The 23,865-nt window shown below is 45.6% G+C and carries 18 protein-coding genes; 14 read left to right on the top strand and 4 right to left on the bottom strand.

The genetic code is table 11. The features are described from left to right. Window position 1: 1 nt before the first annotated feature. Both OO774_RS23580 and gabT read left to right on the top strand, forming a co-directional pair. Window positions 2-439, top strand: coding sequence for a universal stress protein (locus OO774_RS23580; RefSeq protein ID WP_264907208.1), 438 nt, complete (start codon window positions 2-4; stop codon window positions 437-439). Between the two features lie 105 nt (window positions 440-544). After that, entirely contained in the window at window positions 545-1,816 is a 1,272-nt protein-coding gene (gene gabT / locus OO774_RS23575; protein WP_264907206.1) for a 4-aminobutyrate--2-oxoglutarate transaminase, read from the top strand. Window positions 1,817-2,092: 276 nt separating this feature from the next. Here the strand turns inward: gabT and OO774_RS23570 are convergent, their stop codons facing one another. Continuing rightward, window positions 2,093-3,352 carry an aromatic ring-hydroxylating dioxygenase subunit alpha gene (locus OO774_RS23570; protein ID WP_269469175.1) on the bottom strand — a complete coding sequence of 420 codons (1,260 nt, stop codon included), beginning with the start codon at window positions 3,350-3,352 and terminating at the stop codon, window positions 2,093-2,095. Window positions 3,353-3,666: 314 nt separating this feature from the next. On the opposite strand from OO774_RS23570, the gene OO774_RS23565 reads away from it, so the two are divergent. The 8 genes from OO774_RS23565 (at window position 3,667) to OO774_RS23530 (ending at window position 14,100) form a co-directional block, all read left to right on the top strand. Next, window positions 3,667-4,794, top strand: a complete 1,128-nt coding sequence (locus OO774_RS23565) for a hybrid-cluster NAD(P)-dependent oxidoreductase (RefSeq protein ID WP_269469174.1) — start codon at window positions 3,667-3,669, stop codon at window positions 4,792-4,794. A 431-nt stretch (window positions 4,795-5,225) separates the two neighbouring features. After that, entirely contained in the window at window positions 5,226-6,488 is a 1,263-nt protein-coding gene (gene glyA / locus OO774_RS23560; RefSeq protein WP_014234563.1) for a serine hydroxymethyltransferase, read from the top strand. Between the two features lie 41 nt (window positions 6,489-6,529). Further along, window positions 6,530-7,783 carry a sarcosine oxidase subunit beta family protein gene (locus OO774_RS23555; RefSeq protein ID WP_264907204.1) on the top strand — a complete coding sequence of 418 codons (1,254 nt, stop codon included), beginning with the start codon at window positions 6,530-6,532 and terminating at the stop codon, window positions 7,781-7,783. Window positions 7,784-7,796: 13 nt separating this feature from the next. Next, window positions 7,797-8,081 (top strand): sarcosine oxidase subunit delta, encoded by a 285-nt coding sequence (locus tag OO774_RS23550; protein WP_014234561.1) that lies wholly within the window; start codon window positions 7,797-7,799, stop codon window positions 8,079-8,081. A gap of 12 nt (window positions 8,082-8,093) precedes the next feature. Beyond that, window positions 8,094-11,111 carry a sarcosine oxidase subunit alpha gene (locus tag OO774_RS23545; RefSeq protein WP_264907200.1) on the top strand — a complete coding sequence of 1,006 codons (3,018 nt, stop codon included), beginning with the start codon at window positions 8,094-8,096 and terminating at the stop codon, window positions 11,109-11,111. Next, the gene (locus OO774_RS23540) at window positions 11,104-11,772 is read left to right on the top strand and encodes a sarcosine oxidase subunit gamma family protein (RefSeq protein ID WP_264907198.1); all 669 of its coding nucleotides are present in this window, start codon (window positions 11,104-11,106) and stop codon (window positions 11,770-11,772) included. The genes OO774_RS23545 and OO774_RS23540 overlap by 8 nt, the downstream gene beginning before the upstream one ends. A gap of 66 nt (window positions 11,773-11,838) precedes the next feature. Continuing rightward, the gene (purU, locus tag OO774_RS23535) at window positions 11,839-12,705 is read left to right on the top strand and encodes a formyltetrahydrofolate deformylase (protein WP_014234558.1); all 867 of its coding nucleotides are present in this window, start codon (window positions 11,839-11,841) and stop codon (window positions 12,703-12,705) included. Window positions 12,706-12,720: 15 nt separating this feature from the next. Continuing rightward, entirely contained in the window at window positions 12,721-14,100 is a 1,380-nt protein-coding gene (locus tag OO774_RS23530) for an L-serine ammonia-lyase (protein WP_264907195.1), read from the top strand. A gap of 114 nt (window positions 14,101-14,214) precedes the next feature. Here the strand turns inward: OO774_RS23530 and OO774_RS23525 are convergent, their stop codons facing one another. Continuing rightward, entirely contained in the window at window positions 14,215-15,261 is a 1,047-nt protein-coding gene (locus tag OO774_RS23525; protein ID WP_264907194.1) for a helix-turn-helix domain-containing protein, read from the bottom strand. Window positions 15,262-15,669: 408 nt separating this feature from the next. Here OO774_RS23525 and OO774_RS23520 point away from each other — a divergent pair, with 408 nt between their 5' ends. Then, on the top strand, window positions 15,670-16,713 hold the full coding sequence (locus tag OO774_RS23520; protein ID WP_264907192.1) for an NAD(P)-dependent alcohol dehydrogenase: 1,044 nt from the start codon (window positions 15,670-15,672) through the stop codon (window positions 16,711-16,713). A gap of 83 nt (window positions 16,714-16,796) precedes the next feature. Here the strand turns inward: OO774_RS23520 and OO774_RS23515 are convergent, their stop codons facing one another. Continuing rightward, window positions 16,797-17,966, bottom strand: coding sequence for an iron-containing alcohol dehydrogenase (locus tag OO774_RS23515; RefSeq protein ID WP_264907190.1), 1,170 nt, complete (start codon window positions 17,964-17,966; stop codon window positions 16,797-16,799). An 816-nt stretch (window positions 17,967-18,782) separates the two neighbouring features. Here OO774_RS23515 and galE point away from each other — a divergent pair. The 3 genes from galE (at window position 18,783) to galK (ending at window position 22,425) form a co-directional block, all read left to right on the top strand. Further along, a complete protein-coding gene (gene galE / locus OO774_RS23510) occupies window positions 18,783-19,793 on the top strand; it encodes a UDP-glucose 4-epimerase GalE (protein ID WP_264907188.1) in 1,011 nt (336 codons plus the stop codon). 54 nt (window positions 19,794-19,847) lie between these two features. Next, window positions 19,848-20,906 (top strand): UDP-glucose--hexose-1-phosphate uridylyltransferase, encoded by a 1,059-nt coding sequence (locus OO774_RS23505; protein ID WP_264907186.1) that lies wholly within the window; start codon window positions 19,848-19,850, stop codon window positions 20,904-20,906. 358 nt (window positions 20,907-21,264) lie between these two features. Next, on the top strand, window positions 21,265-22,425 hold the full coding sequence (gene galK, locus OO774_RS23500; RefSeq protein ID WP_264907185.1) for a galactokinase: 1,161 nt from the start codon (window positions 21,265-21,267) through the stop codon (window positions 22,423-22,425). 298 nt (window positions 22,426-22,723) lie between these two features. On the opposite strand, the gene OO774_RS23495 is transcribed toward galK, so the two are convergent. Next, window positions 22,724-23,623: a helix-turn-helix domain-containing protein gene (locus OO774_RS23495; protein ID WP_264907183.1), complete on the bottom strand. Its 900-nt coding sequence runs from the start codon at window positions 23,621-23,623 to the stop codon at window positions 22,724-22,726. Between the last annotated feature and the right edge of the window lie 242 nt (window positions 23,624-23,865).

Here is a 23,865-nt window from a genome sequence, read left to right as displayed (position 1 = left end):
TATGAGCCTCAAGCGAATTCTAATGCCCGTTGACCTTTCACATACCGATGTCGTGAAAAAAGAGGTCGACATGGCGCTTAAGCTGATAGACGAACAAGGTGTCATAGACATGTTGTATGTCGATGAGGCACGGGTGCATCACAGTATGGTACCGACAGCATCAGGCAGTGCTTTTTCAGCTCAACATCAAAGTGCCTTTGATTGTGTACAGACGATGTTAGAAACCTATGTGCCAAAACAACATCGTGGCAAAGCGATGGTTCGTAATGGAGTTGTGTTTGATGAAGTGTTGCAGCAAGCCAAATACTCTCAAGTGGACGCCATTGTTATGGCATCCGCAAATCCGAATTTTCGCTCATATTGCTTAGGTTCTAATGCCGCAAAGATAGTTCGCCATTCTCACTGCTCGGTGTTTGTGGTGAAAGGCGAGCCAACTTAACGATTCTTCGCGTTTAGCTAACGCATACAACAATAAATAGAAACTAAAGTCGCCAAAGGGAATCATTCCTGGCGGAGGTATATGTACAACTCAAGGAATACAAAAATGACTAACCAACAACTACACGAGAGAAGAAATCAGGTATTTTCTAACGGTATGGGTGCACTTTACCCACTGTATGTTGCCAAAGCAGAAAACGCCCTAATCTGGGATGTGGAAGGCAATAGATATATCGATTTTGCGGCGGGTATTGCGGTAAACAATACGGGTCACGCCAACAAGCGTATTACTCAGGCAGTAAAAGCACAGTTAGATAACTTTTCTCATACCTGCGCTTTGGTGACACCTTATGAATCGTTTGTTGAGTTGGCAGAGAAGTTAACTCAAATCGCACCGGGCGACTCAGAAAAGAAAGCGATTTTCCTGACTACAGGCGCAGAAGCCGTGGAAAACGCGGTAAAAGTGGCTCGTGCACACACTGGTCGTAGCGGCGTGATTGCATTTAAAGGTGCTTTCCATGGTCGTACTAACCTGACGATGGCTCTGACGGGGAAAGTTGCGCCGTACAAAGCGAGTTTTGGTCCGTTCCCTGGCGAAGTCTTCCATGCGCCGTACCCAAACGAGTTCCACGGTGTATCTGTAGAACAGAGCTTGCAAGCACTTGAGGACCTATTCGCTTGTGATATCGAAGCAGCACGTGTTGCGGCGATCATTTTCGAACCAGTGCAAGGTGAAGGCGGATTCTACCAAGCGCCAGTTTCCTTCGCACAAGGCTTACGTGATATTTGTGATAAATATGGAATTATGTTGATTGCTGATGAAATCCAGGCGGGCTTTGCTCGTACGGGGAAAATGTTTGCAACTGAGTACTTAGGTATCGAACCAGACATGGTGACCATGGCAAAAGGCATTGCTGGCGGCTTCCCAATTTCTGCCGTGGTTGGCAAAGCTGACGTTATGGACTCAGCACCAGCAGGTGGCCTTGGTGGTACCTATGCGGGTTCTCCGATGGGCTGTGTTGCTGGTCTGGAAGTGTTAAAGATCATTGAAGAAGAGCAACTGTGTGCAAAAGCGATTGGTATTGGTGAAGTTGTTAATGCTCGTATGACCAAGCTACAAGAAACAGTTCCACAAATCGGTCAGGTACGTACGATTGGCGCGATGATGGCAATCGAGTTCACTGATCCGGAATCTGGTCAGCCACTACAAGATCTTACTAAAGCGATTATTAGCAAGGCGCAAGAAAATGGTGTGATATTACTTTCTTGTGGCGTAAAAGCGAACGTAATTCGTCTACTTCCAGCACTGACCATTGAATCTGAAATACTAAGCGAAGGTTTGGATAAACTAGAGAAAATTATCAAAGAACTGGTTTAAGTCGCTCGAACTCCTGAGCGCTTTTTATACCATTAATCTGGAAAATTAACTGTTCAGGGAACAGGGTTCGATAAACAAACTCTATTTGCCATGGATGGCAAATCGAAGCCCCATGGATGGGTTGATGCGTGTTTGTGTTCGATGCCTGTTTTCTGGTTCTCTATCATTAAGTATGACCACTTTCTTGCTTAGGTTAGTACTATACCGTTAAGGGCAGATAATAGTATTAAAAAAGCCCCATCGAGTGATGGGGCTTGGGTTATGGAGCAAAGCTAATTACAACTTTTCCTGGATTCGTTCTGCGTACCAGTTGATGAAATCAATCACACCGAACTCAAAGGTTTCAGAGTAAGGTCCTGGTTCGTAGCTTAGCGAGTTGATACCACGTTGGTTCTCTTCCCCAAGTCGACGGTCTTGCTCATTTGTAGCATCCCAAACACGACGTAGGTTTTCTGGATCGTAGTCCACACCTTCAATCGCGTCTTTGTGCACAAACCATTTAGTGGTTACCATCGATTCTTGCGCTGAGATAGGCAATACGCGGAATACGATGAAGTGATCACTTTGCATGTGGTTCCACGAGTTAGGTAGATGCAAAATACGCAAAGAACCTAACTTGTCATTCTTAATGCGACCTAGCATTTTTTTCGAACCAGCTGAACCATCGATGGTCATTACAGACGTACCTTCTTTCAAAGGCATACGCACTAGACGGTTTCTGCTACCATATTTTTTATGCTCGTGCGGGATCGATTCTGCATCCCACTCCGCAGCCATACGCTCGTAATACTTTAAGAATTCTTCAGTCGCACGTGGATCGTTTGTGTCATCCCACTCCAGAAGCGTGTTTAGTAGCTCTGGGTGGCTACCGCTGCAGTGATAACATTCGCGGTTGTTTTCCAGTACAAGTTTCCAGTTCGCTTTTTCATACATGTTCGACTCAACAGCGAGTTTGGTGTTCTCGACATCGTACGGTTCCATGTATTCTTCTAGCGTGGCTAGGAACTCATCAAAATCTGACTCTGGTGGCTGTTCGCCAAGGCAGATAAAAATAAAGCCACCGGCAGTTTTACAATGAACTGGTTTGAGTTTGTGTTTTTGCATATCAAACTCATCGCCCATTTCAGTACCGGCGAATAACAAATTCCCTTTCGTGTCGTATGTCCACTGGTGGTAAGGACAAACCAAATTGGCCACTTTTCCTCTGTGCTCTAGACAGATTCGAGAACCGCGGTGGCGACATGTATTGTGGAACGCGTTAACTTGTCCGTCTGCGTCACGCACGATAAGCACAGGGCTTTGTGCGATTTCTACTGTAAAGTAGTCACCTTTTGACGGTATTTCACTCGTCATGCCAGCAAATAACCACTCCTTCTGAAAGATCTCTTCTACATCAATTTTGAATAGAAGTGGATCGTTATACAACGGACGCGGTAGTGAATAATTAATACGACGCTCTTCGAGCGTTTTTTTCATTTCTGCTCGAGCTACTTCTAGGCTCGAGTAGCTGATGTTGAGAATATCGTTTTGTGTCATTGTCTATCTTCTTCTAGAAAATGTGGACGATACGCCCTACTAGGGGGCTTCCATGCGTTTTCGGCCAACAGCCTTACTAATAGTGGGTAAATGTTTGGCTCGGAGATATCCTGCCATTATTGGCATGTTAAGAAGTGGTCTAAATGCGACATTGAGTGAGCCTATTTAAGACACGTAATAAACTATTTTTCCTTACGTGACCGTTTTGGATAACTCCGTGTCGCTAATGGATAACTCGAATAGTCAATAATACCCAAAATAAGCACAACCCATGGAGGGAATCCACTAAATACACCGTTGCGGAGAAGCCGGATATGAATACCCCAATGAACTCTCTAGCCACCAGTGGCTCTTTTATACCTGTTGAAACTCAAATTTGGGATAACGGTCGTCACGCAGTTCGTTGCGTAAAAACCATTCAAGAAACTTGGGACACCAAAACTTTTTGTTTTATGGCTGAACAGCCGACCATGTTTTTCTTTAAGCCAGGCCAATTTGTCACGCTTGAGCTTGAAATCGAAGGTGAGCAAGTTTTCCGCTCATATACGATTTCGAGTTCGCCTTCAGTCCCTTATAGCTTTTCGATCACGGTTAAGCGTGTTCCGGGTGGATTTGTATCTAACTGGATCCACGACAATCTGGAAGAAGGTTCAGAACTGGCGGTCCATGGACCGGTTGGGGCATTCAATAGCATTGACTTCCCGGCAGAGAAAGTTCTTCTGTTGTCTGGCGGGGTAGGTGTAACGCCGCTGATGTCTATGGCTCGCTGGATTTATGATACTAATAGCGATGTTGATGTTACTTTCGTTCACAGCGCTCGAACGCCACGCGACATCATCTTCCACCGTGAGCTTGAATTTATGTCATCTCGCATTTCCAACTTCCACTTGCATCTGATTTGTGAACGTTTGGAGTCGGGGCAAAACTGGTCTGGATATCGTGGTTACTTAGACGACATCAAACTGCTGATGATTACGCCAGATTTACATGAGCGTGAGATTTTCTGTTGTGGTCCGACACCATATATGCGAGCAGTAAAATCTATCCTTGTCCGACTGGGCTTCAACATGGAGCGCTATCATGAAGAAGCATTCGGTGAGGCTCCAGCAGGTGTAGAAGAACAAGCAGTTCAAGATGCTGAAATTGCAGCGGAAGAAGCAGAACAACTGACTGAAAGCGATCTAATTGAAGTCATGTTCATGGAAAGCGATAAACAAGTCCAGGTGGCGCCGGGTGAAACGGTTCATGCTGCGGCGGCTAAAGCAGGACTGACCATTCCAAAAGCTTGTGGTATGGGTATTTGCGGTACATGTAAGGTCAAGAAAGTCAGTGGTGATGTAGAAATGAGCCACAACGGCGGTATTACTGATGAAGATGTCGCAGATGGTTACATTCTTTCGTGCTGTAGTGTGCCAAATGGCAACGTGGTTATCGACTGCTAAACAAATAGTAAAAACTCACAACCTTAACTTCAGTACTTAATTCAAACAATAAGTGTCAATAAATTTAATTTGGTGAATTTATAGCACTCATATATTTGAATTAAGAACTGAAAAATCTTGCGCTAAAATCACTATTAGTAAATATATTAATAATGATTTTTGGGATTGTAGACAAGGAGGTGTACATAACAAGACTTATTGATTTTTATCGGGATTTTGGCAGAGCGTAAGCTCTGCTTTTTTTATTTAAAAATAAATTAAATGATGTCGCAAATCCGCAGATTTTGTCGTATTTACGCAAGCGCAATATTACGAATTAATTACTATTGAGTTGTCGATTAGGTTTTCATTGTAACGATTTTGAATTCAATGTCGTGCGGCAAACCTGATGCCTAAACAGGGAAGCGAGATTCCAGTATCAAGGAGAAGATATGTTTAACACTACTCAAAACATCGAAGCGTACGACAGTGAACTATGGTCGGCGATTGTAAAAGAAGAACAGAGACAAGAAGACCACATTGAGCTGATTGCTTCTGAAAACTACACCAGTCCACGAGTGATGCAAGCTCAAGGTAGTAAACTAACCAATAAATACGCTGAGGGTTACCCGGCAAAAAGATACTACGGTGGCTGTAAATTCGTTGATGAAGTAGAAGTATTGGCGATTGAACGTGCAAAACAACTGTTCGGTGCGGAATACGCGAACGTACAACCACACTCAGGGTCACAAGCAAACGCTGCCGTGTACATGGCTCTTTGTGAACCAGGTGACACAGTACTAGGCATGAGCCTTGCTCACGGTGGTCACTTGACTCACGGTTCGCACGTTAACTTTTCAGGCAAAATTTACAACGCTGTTCAATACGGTCTAAACGCTGAAACGGGCGAAATCGACTACGAACAAGTTGAACAACTTGCTCTTGAGCACAAGCCTAAAATGATCGTTGCTGGTTTCTCAGCATACTCACGTGTCGTTGACTGGCAACGTTTCCGCGATATCGCGGACAAAGTTGGCGCTTACCTATTCGTTGATATGGCGCACGTGGCGGGTCTGGTTGCAGCTGGTGTTTATCCAAACCCAGTACCTTTCGCGGATGTTGTAGCGACGACAACACACAAAACGCTACGCGGTCCACGCGGTGGTTTGATTGTTTCTCGCGACGCTGAACTAGAGAAAAAGATCAACTCTGCTGTTTTCCCTGGTGGTCAGGGTGGCCCTCTAATGCACGTGATTGCGGCAAAAGCAGTAGCGTTTAAAGAGGCGTTAGAGCCAGAATTCGCTGAATACCAGAAACAAGTTGTGGCTAATGCTCAGGTAATGGCGAAAGTATTTATCGAGCGCGGTTTCGACGTTGTATCAGGTGGTACAGACAACCACTTATTCCTATTGAGCTTAATCCGTCAAAAACTGACAGGTAAAGCGGCAGACGCAGCACTTGGCATGGCGGGTATCACCGTAAACAAAAATGCTGTACCGGACGATCCACAATCTCCATTCGTTACTTCAGGCCTGCGTATTGGTACACCAGTGATCACAACACGTGGTTTCGGTGAAGCAGAATGTGAAATGTTGGCAGGTTGGATCTCAGACATTCTTGATGTCCTTGATGACCCGCAAGCGCTGGCAAGCACGATTGAAGTCGTAGGAAGCAAAGTGCAGTCACTATGCCGTGATTTCCCTGCATACCAATAGAAAACGGTATTTGACTTTAGCTGAAATGAAGGAATAGACAAATGCAGCATTATTCAGGTTTTGGTCTACTTAAACACTCTCTTTCCCATCACGAAAATTGGCAAAGTGTCTGGCGCAATCCTACGCCAAAGAAAAAGTATGACGTCATTATTATTGGTGGCGGTGGTCATGGTCTAGCGACCGCTTACTACTTGGCAAAGCAACATGGTATTACCAACGTTGCTGTCATTGAAAAAGGTTATCTAGGTGGTGGTAATACCGCACGTAATACAACCATCGTTCGTTCTAACTACTTGTGGGATGAAGCTGCATTTCTATATGAACACTCGCTGAAATTATGGGATGGCTTATCACAAGACCTGAACTACAACGTGATGTTCTCTCGTCGTGGCTGTCTCAACCTCGGACACACGCTGCAAGACATGCGCGACATTGAACGCCGTGTTGCAGCTAACCGTCTGAACGGTATCCAGGGTGAAGTACTGGATACACAACAGGTTAAAGAGCTTGTGCCGCATATGGATTGTTCTGCGAACACTCGTTACCCAATCCTTGGTGCGTCATGGCAGGCAAACGCTGGTGTAGCACGTCACGATGCCGTTGCATGGGGCTTTGCTCGCGGTGCAGATAGCATGGGTGTCGATCTGATTCAGCAGACTGAAGTCGTTGATATGATCATTGAAGATGGTGCTATCACTGGTGTGAAAACCAACCGTTATGGCGACATCATGGCTGATAAAGTGGGTTGTGTAGTAGCTGGTAACTCAGGCGTGCTAGCGAAAATGGCTGGCTTCGAAATGCCTTTAGAGTCTCACCCACTGCAAGCGTTGGTATCTGAACCGATCAAACCAATTCTAGATACGGTTGTAATGTCTAACCACGTACACGGTTACGTCAGCCAATCAGATAAAGGCGACTTGGTTATCGGCGCAGGTATCGATGGCTACAACGGTTACGGTCAGCGCGGTTCTTACTCAACTATCGAACACACTGTTCAGGCGATTGTTGAAATGTTCCCAATCTTCTCCCGAGTGCGCATGAATCGTCAGTGGGGCGGTATTGTTGATACCACAGCGGACGCGTGTCCAATCATCACCAAAACACCGGTTGAAAACCTATTCTTCAACTGTGGTTGGGGTACGGGTGGATTTAAAGCAACACCTGGATCAGGCAATGTATTTGCAGCCAGCTTGGCGAAAGGCGAAATGCATGAACTGGCTGAACCTTTCTCAATGTTCCGCTTCAACAATGGTGCATTGATCGACGAACACGGTGCTGCGGGCGTAGCGCACTAACAGGAGAAGAATTATGTTTCTGATTTATTGCCCTCACTGCTGTGAGTATCGCGAAGAAGAAGAGTTCCACCCAAAAGGTCAGGCTCACATTACACGACCAGTTGATGCTGATAGCTGCACAGATGAAGAATGGGGCCAATACCTGTTCTTCCGTAAGAACCCAAGAGGCCTTCACCACGAAATGTGGGTGCATTCAGCGGGCTGTCGCAAGTTTTTCAACATGACACGCGACACGCAGACTTATGAAATTAAAGAAGTCTACAAGATTGGTGAGCAACCTTCACTGGCTGCAGAGTAAGGAGTGTTAAGGATGACACAAGTAAATCGTATTTCATCACAAAGTCGAGTTGACCAGTCTAAGTCAGTGACTTTTGAATTCAATGGTAAGTCATACCCAGGTTATGCTGGTGACACATTGGCTTCAGCGCTATTAGCAAATGGTGTTGATGTTGTAGGTCGTAGTTTTAAATACAGTCGTCCTCGCGGCATCATTGCAGCAGGTGCAGAAGAGCCAAATGCAATCTTCCAACTTGGTGCGACAGAAGCAACGCAGGTTCCTAATATTCGTGCGACTCAGCAAGAGCTTTACGATGGCCTCGTTTGTCAGTCGACCAATGGCTGGCCTAATGTAGACAAAGATGTAATGGGAGTTTTAGGTAAAGTTGGTGGTGGCATGATGCCTCCAGGCTTTTACTACAAAACGTTCATGTACCCAAAATCCATGTGGGAAACCTACGAAAAATACATTCGTAGTGCTGCGGGACTAGGTCGCTCACCACTAGAGAACGACCCTGACCGTTACGAAAACATCAATCAACATTGTGACGTTTTAGTTGTTGGTGCTGGCCCGGCAGGTTTAATGGCTGCATTAACGGCAGCACGCAGCGGTGCTCGCGTAATTCTGGCTGATGAGCAAAGTGAGATGGGCGGCAACCTACTTAACACTAAAGAACAAGTAGATAACCGTCCAGCGACTCAGTGGGTTCAAGAGGTTCTGGCTGAGCTGGAAGCATGTCCGGAAGTGAAGTTGCTACCACGCTCAACCGTGAATGGCTACCATGACCATAACTTCTTAACTATCCACGAGCGCTGTACTGATCACCTAACGGATCTTGCGCCTAAGCATACTGCTCGTCAGCGTTTGCATCGTGTTCGCGCGAAATGGGTAGTGTTGGCATCAGGTTCGCACGAGCGCCCACTTGTTTTTGGTAACAACGACTTACCAGGCAGCATGCTTTGTAGTGCCGTATCAACATACATTAACCGCTACTCAGTGGTACCGGGTCAAAGCCTTGTGGTTATGACGACGAACGACAGTGGTTATCAGACAGCATTGGATTGGCATAGCGCAGGTCGTAAAGTTGCAGCAGTTGTTGATACCCGTACGCATGCGGACAGCGCAGTTATTCAGAGCGTGATTAAAGCAGGTATCCGTGTCATCAAAGGCTCTGCGGTTGTTGAAGCACTAGGAAGCAAGCGCGTAACTGGAGTTCGTATTAACAAACTCGACGCGAGCGGTAAGAAAGTTGACGCTTCGAGCGAGACGCTACAAGTTGATACAGTTGCGACATCTGGCGGTTACAGCCCAGCAGTACACCTTTCTTGTCACACAGGCAGCCGTCCTGTGTGGAACGAAGAGGTTATCGGTTTTGTTCCTGGTGAAACTAAGCAGAAGCAGCTTATTGCAGGTGCGATCAACGGTAACTTTACTACTAAAGGTGCAATGCAAGAAGGTATTGACGCTGGTAATAAAGCAATCCAAGAGTTAGGCCTGAGTGCAGTGGATGTTGCGCTACCAAAAACCAATGAGTTACCAGTCGCGAAACCAATGGCATTGTTCCATATCCCGCACCCTAAAAAGACATCGAAAGCGCCTAAACAGTTTGTCGACTTCCAAAATGACGTAACAGCGGCTGGTATTGAACTGGCATGTCGCGAAGGTTTTGAGTCTATCGAACACGTTAAACGTTACACAGCAATGGGCTTCGGTACAGACCAAGGTAAGCTGGGTAACATTAATGGTATGGCGATCGCCGCCAACGCGCTGAACAAGTCAATTCCGGAAACAGGTACCACGATTTTCCGTCCAAACTACACGCCGGTTACCTTTGGCGCGATTGCGGGACGTAACTGTAAAGAGCTGTTTGATCCTAAGCGTTACACCGCAATGCATCAGTGGCACTTAGACAATGGCGCATTGTTTGAAGATGTTGGTCAATGGAAACGTCCATGGTACTTCCCTAAAGCGGCAGAGACCATGCAACAAGCGCTTGACCGTGAGTGTCTGGCAGTACGTAACTCAGTTGGTATTCTGGACGCATCAACACTGGGTAAGATCGACATTCAAGGTAAAGACGCGCGTGAATTCTTAGGCCGTATTTACAGTAACGCTTGGGCAAAACTGCCAGTTGGTAAGTGTCGTTACGGCTTGATGTGTGGCGAAGACGGTATGGTGTTTGACGATGGTGTTACGTCATGTCTTGGTGAAAACCACTTCTTGATGACAACGACAACTGGTGGTGCGGCGCACGTACTCGAGTGGCTAGAGCTATACCATCAAACAGAATGGCCAGAACTTGAAGTGTACTTTACTTCGGTTACTGACCACTGGGCGACAGCGACGATTTCTGGACCAAACAGCCGCAAACTGCTTCAAGAACTGACAGATTGCGACCTGAGCAAAGAAAACTTTGCCTTTATGGACTGGAAACAAGCGACGGTTGCTGGTGTACCAGCTCGTATCTTCCGTATCTCTTTCACTGGCGAACTGTCATTCGAAATCAACGTACAGGCGAACTACGGCCTTCACGTTTGGAAGAAGCTGATGGAACACGGTGCTAAATACGACATCACGCCTTACGGTACTGAAACGATGCACATCCTACGTGCAGAGAAAGGTTTCATTATCGCGGGTCAGGATACAGACGGAAGTGTTCACCCTTACGATTTAGGTATGGGATGGTGTGTCGCGAACAGCAAACCATTCAGCTTTATCGGTAAACGAGGCATGGCACGTGAAGACTGTGTGCGAGAAAACCGTAAGCAACTGGTTGGCTTGAAAACCATCGACCCTAACGTGGTTATTCCTGAAGGTTCACAAGGTGTTCTCGATCCAAATGCGCCGATTCCTGTTCCAATGGTTGGACATATTACGTCTAGCTACTGGAGTGCAAATCTGAATCGCAGTATCGCGATGGGCTTTGTAAAAGGTGGTCTGGACCGCATGGGCGAAAAGGTTTACTACCCACAAGTAGACGGTAGCGTGATTGAAGCTGAAATCTGCAGCACTGTATTTTTGGATCCAAAGGGAGAGCGCCAAAATGTCTGATACAACATTGATTGAACAAGAAAACAAACAACCATTGGTTGATCTAATGAACCAGGTTCCTGGTGGGGAAATTTTCGGTGAATCTCCTTTGCATCACGCTGAGTTCGACAAATTGGCAAGCATGCCTCCAGATCGTCAAGGTGTGGTTCTTAAAGAAGTGAAGTTAATGGGGCATCTAACGTTACGATGCAACCCAGAAAACGAAGAGATGCTCAAAACAGTGTCTTCAATTCTTGGTTTCTCACTGCCACTTGAACCGTTGACATCAACGTCGAAAGGCGATTTTGCCGCTCGTTGGTTAGCACCGGATGAATGGTTGATTACGGTTCCTGGACTGGCAGCATTTGATGTGGAATCAGCGTTTCGTGAGCAAATGAAGGGTCATTACTCTCTGGTTAACGGTAGCGGCGGTTCAACGATTCTAGAGCTCTCTGGTACTCATGCTATTGATGTTCTGAAAAAGTCGACGCCAATTGATGTTCACTTGAAGGAATTCCCAGTTGGCAAAGTTGTGTCAACCGTATTTGCGAAAAGTGGCGCGATCATTCGTCGCCTTGAAGAAGATAAGTTCGAGTTGGTTGTTCGCCGTAGCTTCTCTGACTACCTATGGTTGTGGATTCAAGATGCAAGCCTAGAGTTTGGTCTATCGATCGCTAAGTAAAGAGCTAGCTAAGTTGTAATCGAGCCGGTACGGGATGTACCGGCTATACCATGAGTAGAGGGAACTATGGAAAATTCAACACAAACTTGGATTCTTACCGCACATTGTCCGAGTGTAAGCGGCACTGTTGACGTCGTTACGCGTTATTTGGCGAGCGTTGGTCATTACATCAATGAAATCCAGTCTTTTGATGACAGAGCAACAGGGCAGTTTTTTATTCGTATTGAGTTTATTCCTGCTGAACCAGATTTTGATCCGCAGCAATTTGACTCAGAGTTTGGTGTAAGAGCGAAAGATTTCTCAATGGAGTGGAATCTGACCGCCTCTGGTCAACGCATGCGTATGGCAATCCTGGTTTCAAAATATGATCACTGTCTGAACGATTTGCTTTATCGCTATCGTACTGGTCAGCTAAATGTTGAAGTGCCGGTTATCATCTCAAACCATCCAGATTTGGAAGACTTGGCGAAGTGGCACGGTATTCCTTACCACCATCTGCCGATTACTCCTGAGACCAAGCCAGAACAGGAAGCGGAAATTGTTCGCTTGTTAGATGAATACGACATCGAATTGGTCGTACTGGCGCGCTACATGCAGATTCTTTCTCCTTGGCTTTGCGAACGCTTAAGTGGACGCGCAATCAATATCCATCACTCTCTCTTACCAGGCTTTAAAGGTGCACGTCCGTACCACCAAGCATGGGAAAAAGGCGTGAAGATGGTGGGTGCAACGGCTCACTACGTAAACAACGATTTGGACGAAGGTCCGATCATCTCTCAAGGCCTCCAGGAAGTCGGGCATGCTCACTATCCAGAAGACTTGATTGCTAAAGGCCAGGATGTAGAACGAATCACGTTGTTTAATGCCGTAAAACATCATGTTGAGAGACGGGTATTTTTATCCGGTACTCGCACAATTATTCTAAGCCATTGATAGGAGTAGCAAGGGATGTCTATCAGTGTTTTCGATTTGTTTAAAATTGGCGTTGGGCCATCAAGTTCCCATACTGTTGGACCAATGGTCGCCGCCAATCGATTTGCCAATGAGTTAGATGAGTTAAAGTTCTTAGAATCGACTCAGCGAATCGTGGTTAAGTTAATGGGCTCCTTGAGTGCGACTGGCGTTGGCCATGGCACGGATGCTGCCATCGTCGTTGGCCTAATGGGAGAGCTACCGGACACCGTTGACACGGCAACGATCCCTGTTATCACACAGGAATTAAAGCAAGGTGGTGACTTATGGCTAAAGCGTAAAAAATTAGTCGCGTTTGACTGGCCAAACGACATGAAGTTCTTGCGTGAAGTGCATCCTTATCATCCTAACGCAATGGAAATTATCGCCATTGATGAATCCGGTCATACGTTATACCGAAACGTATACTTTTCTGTGGGTGGTGGTTTCATCCTAGATAAGAAGGAAGCTCAGTCTGAGTCGTCTGCAACCGATACTGTTACTCTGCCATATGACTTTCATAGCGGTGAAGAACTTCTCCAGCTATGCCAGAAAAACCAAATGAGTATCAGTGAACTGATGCTGGAAAATGAAAAGGTTTGGCGTTCAGAACAAGAGATCCGAGACGGTTTACTGAATATCTGGTACGCGATGAAGTCTAGTATTTCTAATGGCCTCAATGCTGAGGGCGTATTACCAGGTGGACTAAATGTTAAACGCCGTGCAAAGAAACTATTCGACTCGCTCGTTTATTGTGCCAACCCGAATGTCATTAGCTCCACACTTAGCGGCATGGATTGGGTCAATTTATACGCGCTAGCCGTTAACGAAGAAAACGCGGCTGGTGGTCGAATGGTAACGGCACCGACAAACGGTGCTGCGGGTATCATTCCAGCGGTATTGATGTATTTCAAAGAGTTCACGCCGAATTGTTCTGACGAGCAGGTGGTTGACTTTCTTCTAACGGCCGCTGCGATAGGTATTCTCTGTAAGAAGAATGCGTCTATCTCTGGCGCGGAAGTGGGCTGTCAGGGTGAAGTGGGCTCCGCTTGTGCCATGGCTGCTGCGGGTGTTTGTGCCGTTCTAGGGGGAACGCCACTACAAATTGAAAACGCCGCAGAAATCGGCTTGGAGCATAACTTGGGATTGACCTGTGATCCGGTTGGCGGGCTTGTTCAGGTTCCTTGCATCGAACGTAATGCGATTGCTGCAATGAAGGCTATCAACGCCGCTCAAATGGCACTACGTGGTGATGGAGAGCACTTTGTGTCTCTGGATAAAGTCATCAAAACAATGCGCGATACTGGCCTGGATATGCAGGATAAATACAAAGAAACATCAACAGGTGGCTTAGCTGTTAATGTGATTGAGTGTTGATATTTTCTATCTCTCGTCCTTGGTGTTGACACTCACTTACTAAGCCAAAGAAGACACAGCGGGCTCTGTGTCTTCTTTTTTTATTAGCCCCTATTTTTATTGGGACTTGGCTTTTTAACGTGTTGAATGAGTCGAGTTTTTCATCTTCATATTTTGACGCAGCTGAGTTGGCGTGTAGCCAAAAAAGTCTTTGAAACAGTTACTAAAGTGACTACTGCTAACAAATCCACAGCTTAAGCCAATTTGAATAATAGGTTCTTTATTCTTTTCCAGCTCTTTATGAGCAGCTAACAAACGTAGCTTCAGATAATACCTCGATGGCGAGATATCGAGATGGGTTTGAAATAGCCGCTCTAGCTGTCTGCGAGACATCGATAAAAATCGCGCGAGTTCGTCGGGCGTCAACGGTTCCTCGATGTTTGATTCCATCAGGCTAATTGCATCTTGCAAGGCCTCGGGGCGGGCCAGGGTATCTACTGACGGCTTGTTCGGTTGGCTGTGTAAAATTGTCTGTCTTCCTTCTGACGCTTGATCACAGCTTAAGATCTCGCGTACTGCCCGCACTAGCTTTTGATTAAACTTCGCCTCAATAATACTCAGCATCATCTCCATTGTACTATTCGGCCCCGCGCAGCTAGCACGATTGGCCGACACTTCATACGTGTGGGAGGACAATTCCAGAGCAGGGAAAGAGGTATGAATAAACTGATGACTGTTAGGGTGCACAGCGGAAGCGGTATTTTCTTCAATGGCGTTCGCATGGGCTAATGCAACGGTCCCATTCCAAATGCTGCCTAGATTGATCTTTTGATTGTTGGCAGATGTCAGGCATTCCGTAAGCGGCTGGGATGCTTGCGTGCTGCAACGATAACCACCACAAACAAACAGCCAATCCAGTGAGCCTCTTTTGTGTAGATTTAGCGACTCAACCGTTGCATCTGTTGCGATATCGATGCCTATATCACTCAATACTTTACGCGAATCGATACCAAAGGTTTGAATCTGAAATAAGCTGGTTTCATGGACTAGGTTTGCCGTAATAAGCGCATCCATGGCAGCAGTAAATGCCATAAGAGAAAAATGTGGTTGGAGAATAAAACCGATTCTGATTGGCTCAGGACAAGGGTTACGCTCAATAGATTGCGACTTTTTTTCCTGCATTTACTTCTCACTTTCTCTTAGGTTGGAGCATATGTTTAGATACGGATATGATTCCTATATTTAGGCATAAATATCTCCCGACGGCTAATCACTTTGACTGAGATTGTGAAGGTGTGTGAATGGGAGAGGGACGGGTGGTTTCTTTTCTGATTTACCTAGTGACTTTAGGTGTTATACCACGGCTAAGTGAATAGCTACCAATCCTAAGTATTTGCCTGGCAGACTACACTATATCAATGATTATCGTTAAGCCTCGCTTAATCTGAAGCCCCGTGACTACTATCGAGCAAAGATAAGAGATTATCGGGCAAGAACTGTGATCACTAAGGGTATAAGGTGACAGTGATGACATCTATTTGATAGTCATCCTATTTTATTAAGCAATAGAGAATAAAAGGATATTGTGACATGAAAACAGTTGGGTACGCGGCACAATCAGAAAATACGGATCTTGTACCATATCATTTCGAACGCAGAGAGTTACGTCCAAATGATGTCGCGATTGAAATAACCTATTGTGGTGTATGCCACTCAGATTTACACACAGTGAACGGTGATTGGGGTCCTCAGCCTTACCCGCTTGTTCCTGGCCACGAAATTGTTGGTATCGTTACTTCGGTAGGCGCTGAAGCGTCAAAATATAAAGTGGGTGACCGAGTTGCCGTTGGTTGTATGGTCGACAGTTGTCAGGAATGTGACCACTGCCACGACAGCGAAGAGCAGTACTGCCGCAATGGCATGACGCCGACTTACGGTGCACCGGATCGTCATACTGGTGAAATCACACAAGGCGGCTACTCTAAACACATCGTGGTTCGTGAAGAGTTTGTATTAAGCGTACCAGACTCTTTGGATATGTCTCGTACTGCGCCTATTCTGTGCGCTGGTATCACAACATACTCTCCACTACGTACCTGGAATGTCACTGAGGGTTCGCGAGTAGGGGTCATTGGTTTGGGCGGTCTAGGCCATATGGCAGTTAAACTTGCTGTGGCGATGGGCGCTGAAGTAACGGTAATCAGCCGCACAACCAGTAAGGAAGAGCAAGCAAAAGCATTAGGTGCCAAGGCTATTCTGGCGTCAACTGACGAGCAGTCTATGCAAGATGCTGCTTCTTCGTTCGACCTTATCATCGATACAGTTCCAACCAAACATGACGTTAACCTTTACACTCCACTGCTGGATCTAGACGGTTCACTTGTGATTGTTGGCCAGGTAGGTCCTTTAGACGAGCTAATGAGCGTACCGCTAGTGTTCGGTCGCCGTCGTGTTGCTGGTTCTCTGATCGGCGGTATTGCTGAAACGCAAGAGCTATTGGAGTTCTGTGCAGAGCATGACATCTACCCAGAATGCGAAATGATCAAAATGGATGAAATTAACGATGCATTTAAACAGTTAGCTGCTGGTGACTTGGCGCATCGTTTTGTTATCGATATGGCTTCAATAGGTTAATTCAGTTAACTTGGCAAAAGCATAAAATAAAAAAAGCGAGCTATGATGCTCGCTTTTTAATTTCACTTAGTGAGAGCAGAGAGTTAGAAGCAATCTTCCAGAATGCTCAGGACTTCTTCAGTGGTCAGTTTTTTGTAACCGTTGCCAATGATGATGGTCGATTCCGCAATTTTAGGTAGCATCTCTTGAGTCGCACCAAGTTCTTGCAAAGAAGTGACAATACCGCACTCTTTAGTAAACGCTTCTAGTGCATCAATACCTGCAAGTGCAATTTCTTCTTTGGTTTTGCCTTCAGCTGATACGCCCCAAACTTGTGTTGCGTAACGTACGAATTTGTCTAAACCAAATTTGTAGATTAGGCGGTAGTAAGGCAGAGATACTGCAGCCAGACCCATACCGTGAGCACAGTCTGTGTAAGCGCCAAGCTGGTGCTCGATCATATGTACTTGCCAATCCTGAGTTTTAGACAAGCCAGTAATTGTGTTCAGCGCTAAAGTCGCGTTCCACATGATGTTGCTGCGAGCTTCGTAATCTTCTGGATCTTTCAGAGCTGCACGTAGGTTATCGATTGAAGATTTAAGCAAGCTTTCAATAACGTAGTCAGTTGTGTTTGCACCTTGATCAGAGAAGTATTGTTCCATAAGGTGAGACATCGTATCAAATACACCGCTTACCATTTGGTACTGAGATACGGTAAATGTGTACTCAGGGTTCAGGATAGAAAACTTAGGGTAAGCTACTGGCGGGAATACGCGACCCGCTTTGTTTTTCGTTTCTTCATGAGTGATCACTGAGCCACCGTTCATTTCTGAACCAGTACCTACCATTGTAAGAATAGAAGCAACAGGCACGACTTCGTTTGAGATGTCTTGCCATTCTACCCAGTATTTTTGGAATGGGTCAGTATCGGTACAGTGTGCTGACACTGAGATACCTTTCGCACAGTCAACAACTGAACCACCACCAACAGCAAGAATCAGGTCTACGTTGTGCTTACGAACAAGCTCAACACCTTCCATCATTTTCGCATAAGTAGGGTTAGGCATAACACCAGACAGCTCAATGACTTTTTTACCTGCAGCTGTCAGGCTAGCAATGACTTTATCGTAAAGACCGTTTGATTTAATCGCGTTACGTCCGTAGACCAACATGACCGTTTCGCCGTAGTTTGGCAGTTCGCTGTCTAGTTTTGCTAAAGAATCTTTACCAAAGTGAATGGTTGTTGGGTTGTAGTATGAGAAGTCTAATTGCATGGTCACATCCTTCTAAGGTGTTAGCACTTATGATTTATGGTCTCAAAACCAGGCAGTCACAAGCCGTTTGTTTTTCGCTCACAACTTGAATCGCAAACGTGTTTAATATAGGGCGTATTTTAGAAGAGGAAAGGGTTTTCGTGAATGTCGGATCGTCTCCGAACATTGCCTATTATTCCAATCATTGATCTCAAAAAAATAAACCCACAACTCAATCCTTCCTATTTTAATTTTAAATGATTGATATGTATAGATTATATTTCAATCGCATACATACCTATTGTTTGGTAATTAGCTTTGCATTGCCTAATTGTAAGTGACTCTGAACAAATAAACCTTGATTTAATTGTGTGAAATGGCAGGCGAGGAGGAGGATTTACGGAGCTTGAGAGAGGATTCCACCAGTTTGTTGTCAGCGGAGGAGTATGCCTTTTTCTGCTTCTCTTGGCTGATCTATTGCTTGTTCAAAGCAACTGCAATTCAATGGTAACGATTACACTTCTTCCTTGGTTTTTGAATTATTTATCTAAGTTGAATTTTTGATTCATTCAGATGGAGACTGGATAAATCCTAATGAATATCAAAATATCTGAAGATTAGGCGTAAATTGCCTCTGTGATGGCAAAGTATTTTCTTTTTTGAAATTAGTGAAAACGTTTACACTAATTTGAGTTTGATCACGGATCTAAATCGGTATTGGTTGATAAACTTTTAGCCAGTTAAGACATGGGTGTATCGGCCTGATGTAATTAAAACTGAATCAGTGAGCATCAGGTCCGGTATCGAGCACGAAGCACCAATAGCGGAGAAGCAAAAGTGAGAGTACTTGTCACAGGTGGTATGGGTTACATCGGCAGTCACACATGCGTTCAGATGATTGAGGCGGGCATGGAGCCCATCATTGTCGATAACCTGTGTAACGCCAAAACAGAAGTATTGAGCCGTATTAAAGCGCTAACTGGCAAACAGCCAACGTTTTATCAAGGCGATATTCGTGATGAAGCGTTTTTGGATTCGGTATTCGCTGAGCATGATATCCAAGCGGTCATTCACTTTGCAGGTCTGAAAGCGGTCGGTGAGTCAGTCGTCAAGCCGTTGGAATATTACGATAACAATGTCAATGGCTCATTGGTGCTGGCGCGCAGTATGCGTAAAGCGGGTGTCAAGAGCATCGTATTCAGTTCATCTGCAACCGTCTATGGCGATCCAGAAATCGTTCCGATCACAGAAGATTCACCAACAGGTGCAACCACTAACCCATACGGTCGTAGTAAATACATGGTGGAAGCGTGTTTGAGTGATTTGTTCAATGCTGAAAGCGATTGGAGCATCACTTTGCTGCGCTACTTTAATCCTGTTGGTGCGCATCCATCAGGCACAATGGGAGAAGACCCACAAGGCATTCCAAACAACTTGATGCCGTTCATTGCACAAGTCGCGGTTGGTCGTCGTGCCAAGCTCTCCGTATTTGGTAACGACTACCCAACGCCAGACGGTACCGGCGTGCGTGATTACGTCCACGTAATGGACCTGGCTGATGGCCACATTGCTGCACTGAAAGCCGTGGGGCAGAAAGCGGGATTGCACATTTACAACCTAGGTACAGGTAAAGGTTCGAGCGTACTTGAAATGGTCGATGCTTTCGCTGCCGCCTGCGGTAAACCTGTGCCTTACGAGCTGTGCCCACGTCGTCCGGGTGATATCGCTGAATGTTGGGCGAGCACAGACAAGGCAGAGCGCGAGCTTGGCTGGAAAGCAACACGCAGCGTTGCTGAAATGACGGGCGATACCTGGAAATGGCAATCTGACAACCCACAAGGTTACTAATTTTAATCCGGTGCAGTGCGCCGGAGTCGCAGAATATTAAGTTGAGTAAGTAAAATGTCGAACGTTGAATTTAACCCAGTGGATCACCCACACCGTCGTTACAACCCACTAACGGGTCAATGGATTTTAGTGTCACCACACCGTGCAAAACGTCCTTGGAGTGGGGCGGATGAGAAAGCTGCGATTGATGAGCTACCAAGCTACGATGAGAAGTGTTTCCTGTGTCCGACAAATGAGCGTATCTCTGGAGATGTTAATCCAGATTATCAGGGCACGTATGTTTTTAATAACGATTTTGCCGCACTGATGGTGGATTCTCCAGATGCGCCAGAATCAGACAACCCACTATTCAAAACCCAAGGTGTACGCGGTTTGAGCCGAGTGATTTGTTTCTCTCCTGACCACAGCAAAACCTTACCTGAACTACCGGTAGACAAAATCCGTGGCGTGATTGATACGTGGAACGAGCAAATTGAAGAGCTAGGTAAAGAGTACGTTTGGGTTCAGGCGTTTGAGAATAAGGGTGAAACCATGGGTTGTTCTCAGCCTCACCCACATGGTCAAATCTGGGCGAACAGTTTCTTACCAAATGAGATTGAACGCAAAGAGCAAAACCTAAAAGCGTACTACCAGGAACACGGTAGCAATCTGCTGGTGGATTACGTACAAGCTGAGCTAAAAGATGGCTCCCGAATCGTCGTTGAAACCGAGCATTGGTTGGCGGTTGTCCCTTACTGGGCGGCGTGGCCATTCGAAACCATGCTGTTACCGAAAACACACATCCGCCGTATGAGTGAGTTAAACAATGAGCAGCGTGACGACTTGGCGGTAGCAATTAAAAAGCTGACCAGCCGTTATGACAATTTATTCCAATGTTCTTTCCCTTACTCAATGGGTTGGCACTACGCGCCGTTCTTTGAACCAGGCACAGATATCGACCACTGGCAGCTTCACGCACTGTTCTACCCGCCACTATTACGTAGTGCAACAGTACGTAAGTTTATGGTGGGTTACGAAATGCTGGCCGAAAGCCAACGCGACTTAACCGCAGAGCAAGCGGCACAACGTCTGCGTGATGTCAGTGACGTTCATTATAAGGAAGCTAGGTTCTAGATCCCAGGGTCCTAGGTGTGATGGCTGTGAGTCTTGTTATAGACGTTGCCTTTGAAAATTGCTGTTTGGGAATACGGAATACCGTTTACGTAATCCTATTGGTCAATACGTCATCCTGAACAGCGACGAAGGAGCGTGATTCAGGATCTACTATCCGAGAACATTGGGTTTTAAGGCGCTGGTTTCGGCTGCCCCCTTGCTGTAAGTAGATTCCTAGTCTCGCTTTGGCTCGCTGGAATGACCGAGCTAATTAGTAAAAATAATCAGCCAATCAACCCAGACCCTTTCTATTACGTTATTACTGAATAGGACCCAAAAAATCAGGTCCTAAATTGAAAAATTCAACCGAGATTTAACTATGTCTGATTTAATCCAAAATGTGAAAGCGTCTTTTGAGAAAGTGTTGGGCTATGCACCAAGCCACATTATCCAAGCGCCTGGTCGCGTCAACCTGATTGGTGAACATACCGACTACAACGATGGTTTTGTACTGCCATGTGCGATCAACTACCAAACGGTTGTTGCTGCAGCAACGCGTGAAGACAACCTAGTACGGGTGGTATCGGTTGACTATGGTAACGCGGTAGATGAATTCGATATCTCTCAAGAAATAATATTCCAAGAAGACAAAATGTGGGCAAACTACATTCGCGGTGTCGTGAAGTGTCTTCTTGCTCGTGGTTACCAGTTTACCGGTGCTGATATCTCGGTGAGCGGCAATGTTCCTCAAGGTGCAGGGTTAAGCTCATCAGCGGCACTGGAAGTCGTCATTGGACAAACCTTTAAAGTGTTATTCAACTTAGAAATCAGCCAGTCGGAAGTTGCACTAAATGGTCAGCAAGCCGAGAACGAATTTGTTGGTTGTAACTGCGGTATCATGGATCAAATGATTTCGGCAGAAGGTCGTGAAAACCACGCCATGCTATTGGATTGTCGTAGTCTGGAAACAGAAGCGGTTTCTATGCCTGAGGACATGGCAGTCGTGATCATCAACTCGAATAAAAAACGTGGCTTGGTAGACAGCGAATACAACACTCGTCGTGAACAGTGTGAAGAAGCGGCACGAATCTTTGGTGTTAAAGCTCTACGCGATGTAACCATTGAACAGTTCAACGACAAAGTCTCTGAGTTGGATGAATTGGTAGCAAAACGTGCGCGTCACGTGATCACGGAAAACGACCGCACAGTCGAAGCGGCAAAAGCACTGCGTTCGCATGATATTAAACGTATGAGTGAACTGATGGCCCAGTCGCACGCATCAATGCGTGATGATTTCGAAATTACCGTCAAAGAAATCGACGTCCTGGTTGATATGGTGAAAGAGGTGATTGGCGAAGAAGGTGGCGTACGCATGACTGGCGGTGGCTTCGGTGGCTGTATTGTCGCTCTCGTTCCACCTTCATTGGTGGATAAGGTGAAAACGACGGTGGAAGCTAAATACCAAGCAGCAACAGGTTTAAAAGCGTCGATTTATGTGTGCAAAGCCAAAGATGGTGCAGGTCTGGTTGAAGCGTTGTAAGCAGCTAGAGAAAGTGATGACGCAAACACATCGATTAACGAGTGTTTTCTAGCTGTTTGCGTTTTAGAGAGCATTTGGGGTGGGCGATATGCCCACCTTTTTTGTTTTTGTTGAAAGGTCTGGAGGTGTCCAAAGTACCCACCGTATTCACTCTTGGAATTATCAGTACGCGTCGGTGGAACTTGGCTTGTCGTTCATCAATTTAGTCTCTATAACGTGATACAAAGCCTTTGATGGCTTAACGAGAGCACTCTCATCGACAAACGATATAAATGTTAGAGCAAAAGATCTGAGCTGCTTAGATTATTTGAGTTTCTGACCTAAATTGTTGGGGAGTTAAGCCCGTATGACTCTTAAATGCAGCAAAAAAGGAGCCTGGATGCTTAAAGCCACTATCATTCGCGATATTCTTTATTGGATTTCGAGTGTTACTCAATAAGACTTTGGCGTGGTTGATGCGCATAATAATCAAATACTGCTTTATCGAGACACTCAGCATATTCTTAAATAACCCCATCGCGTATTTTGGATGCAATTTTACATGGGCCGCGATGTCATCGACTTTGATGTCTTTGTTGTGGTTTTTAGCAATATAATCGAGCATAAGCTGGACGTTTTTATAACCCGTATCATTTGGGTGGCGAGAGGAGCCGTTACGCAGGAAGCTGAACATTTCCACATTATAGTCGAATGAGCAGAGGCGGCGTAACATTAACCAGACCTCGTCACTGACGATTCCACTTCTCACATTATTGTCACTGTGATAGCAGTTTAGCCAACGGTTACTTTCGGCAAGGCTGACAACCCCATCTATTTGAGAAGTAATAACCCCGCCATGCATGACTTGCTGGACAAACTCTTGGGGTAACACCCAACCAAGAAATGCACTTAAAGGTATATTGATGATGCCAAGCAGAGCGTCGTCACTGACTTTACTCACTCGATGTGGCGTCACCGCCCAAAATACCGCCATTTCTCCGGCCGATATTTGCACGTTGGCATTATTAATTGCGTATTCGAGCGTTCCTTTATGCAATACATTGATTTCTACTTGCTGGTGCCAATGATAGTCCGCCATGTAAAAAGGTTTGCGCTGCTCAAAACTCAACTCGGTGTCGACATCAATTAGAGGTGCTGAGCGCATATCATTGACTAAATAGCTGATGTTTTCAGACTGAAATACTTCTAATTTATGCATGTAAATTTGTCCAAATAGCGTTTGATTGGGTGCCATAAAGTAAGTTTTCGAGATAAGACTATCAGATGGTGCTTATTTGAAATGTGATCTGCATTGGCTTTGTGGTCTTGTTTATAGGGGAGTGTGAGGCTTTATGCTTGGTGTGGAATATGCCTTTTGGTTTTGCTTTTTATCTAAAGACTCTTAAAAAGTAAGGTTTGGTGATGTGGGTGTTTATTTCGATTTGATGACAAAAGAAGAGT

Origin of the sequence: Vibrio sp. STUT-A11 (assembly GCF_026000435.1) — a bacterium.
Taxonomy (GTDB): Bacteria; Pseudomonadota; Gammaproteobacteria; order Enterobacterales; family Vibrionaceae; genus Vibrio.
This window is presented reverse-complemented; position numbering and strand designations above follow the sequence as displayed.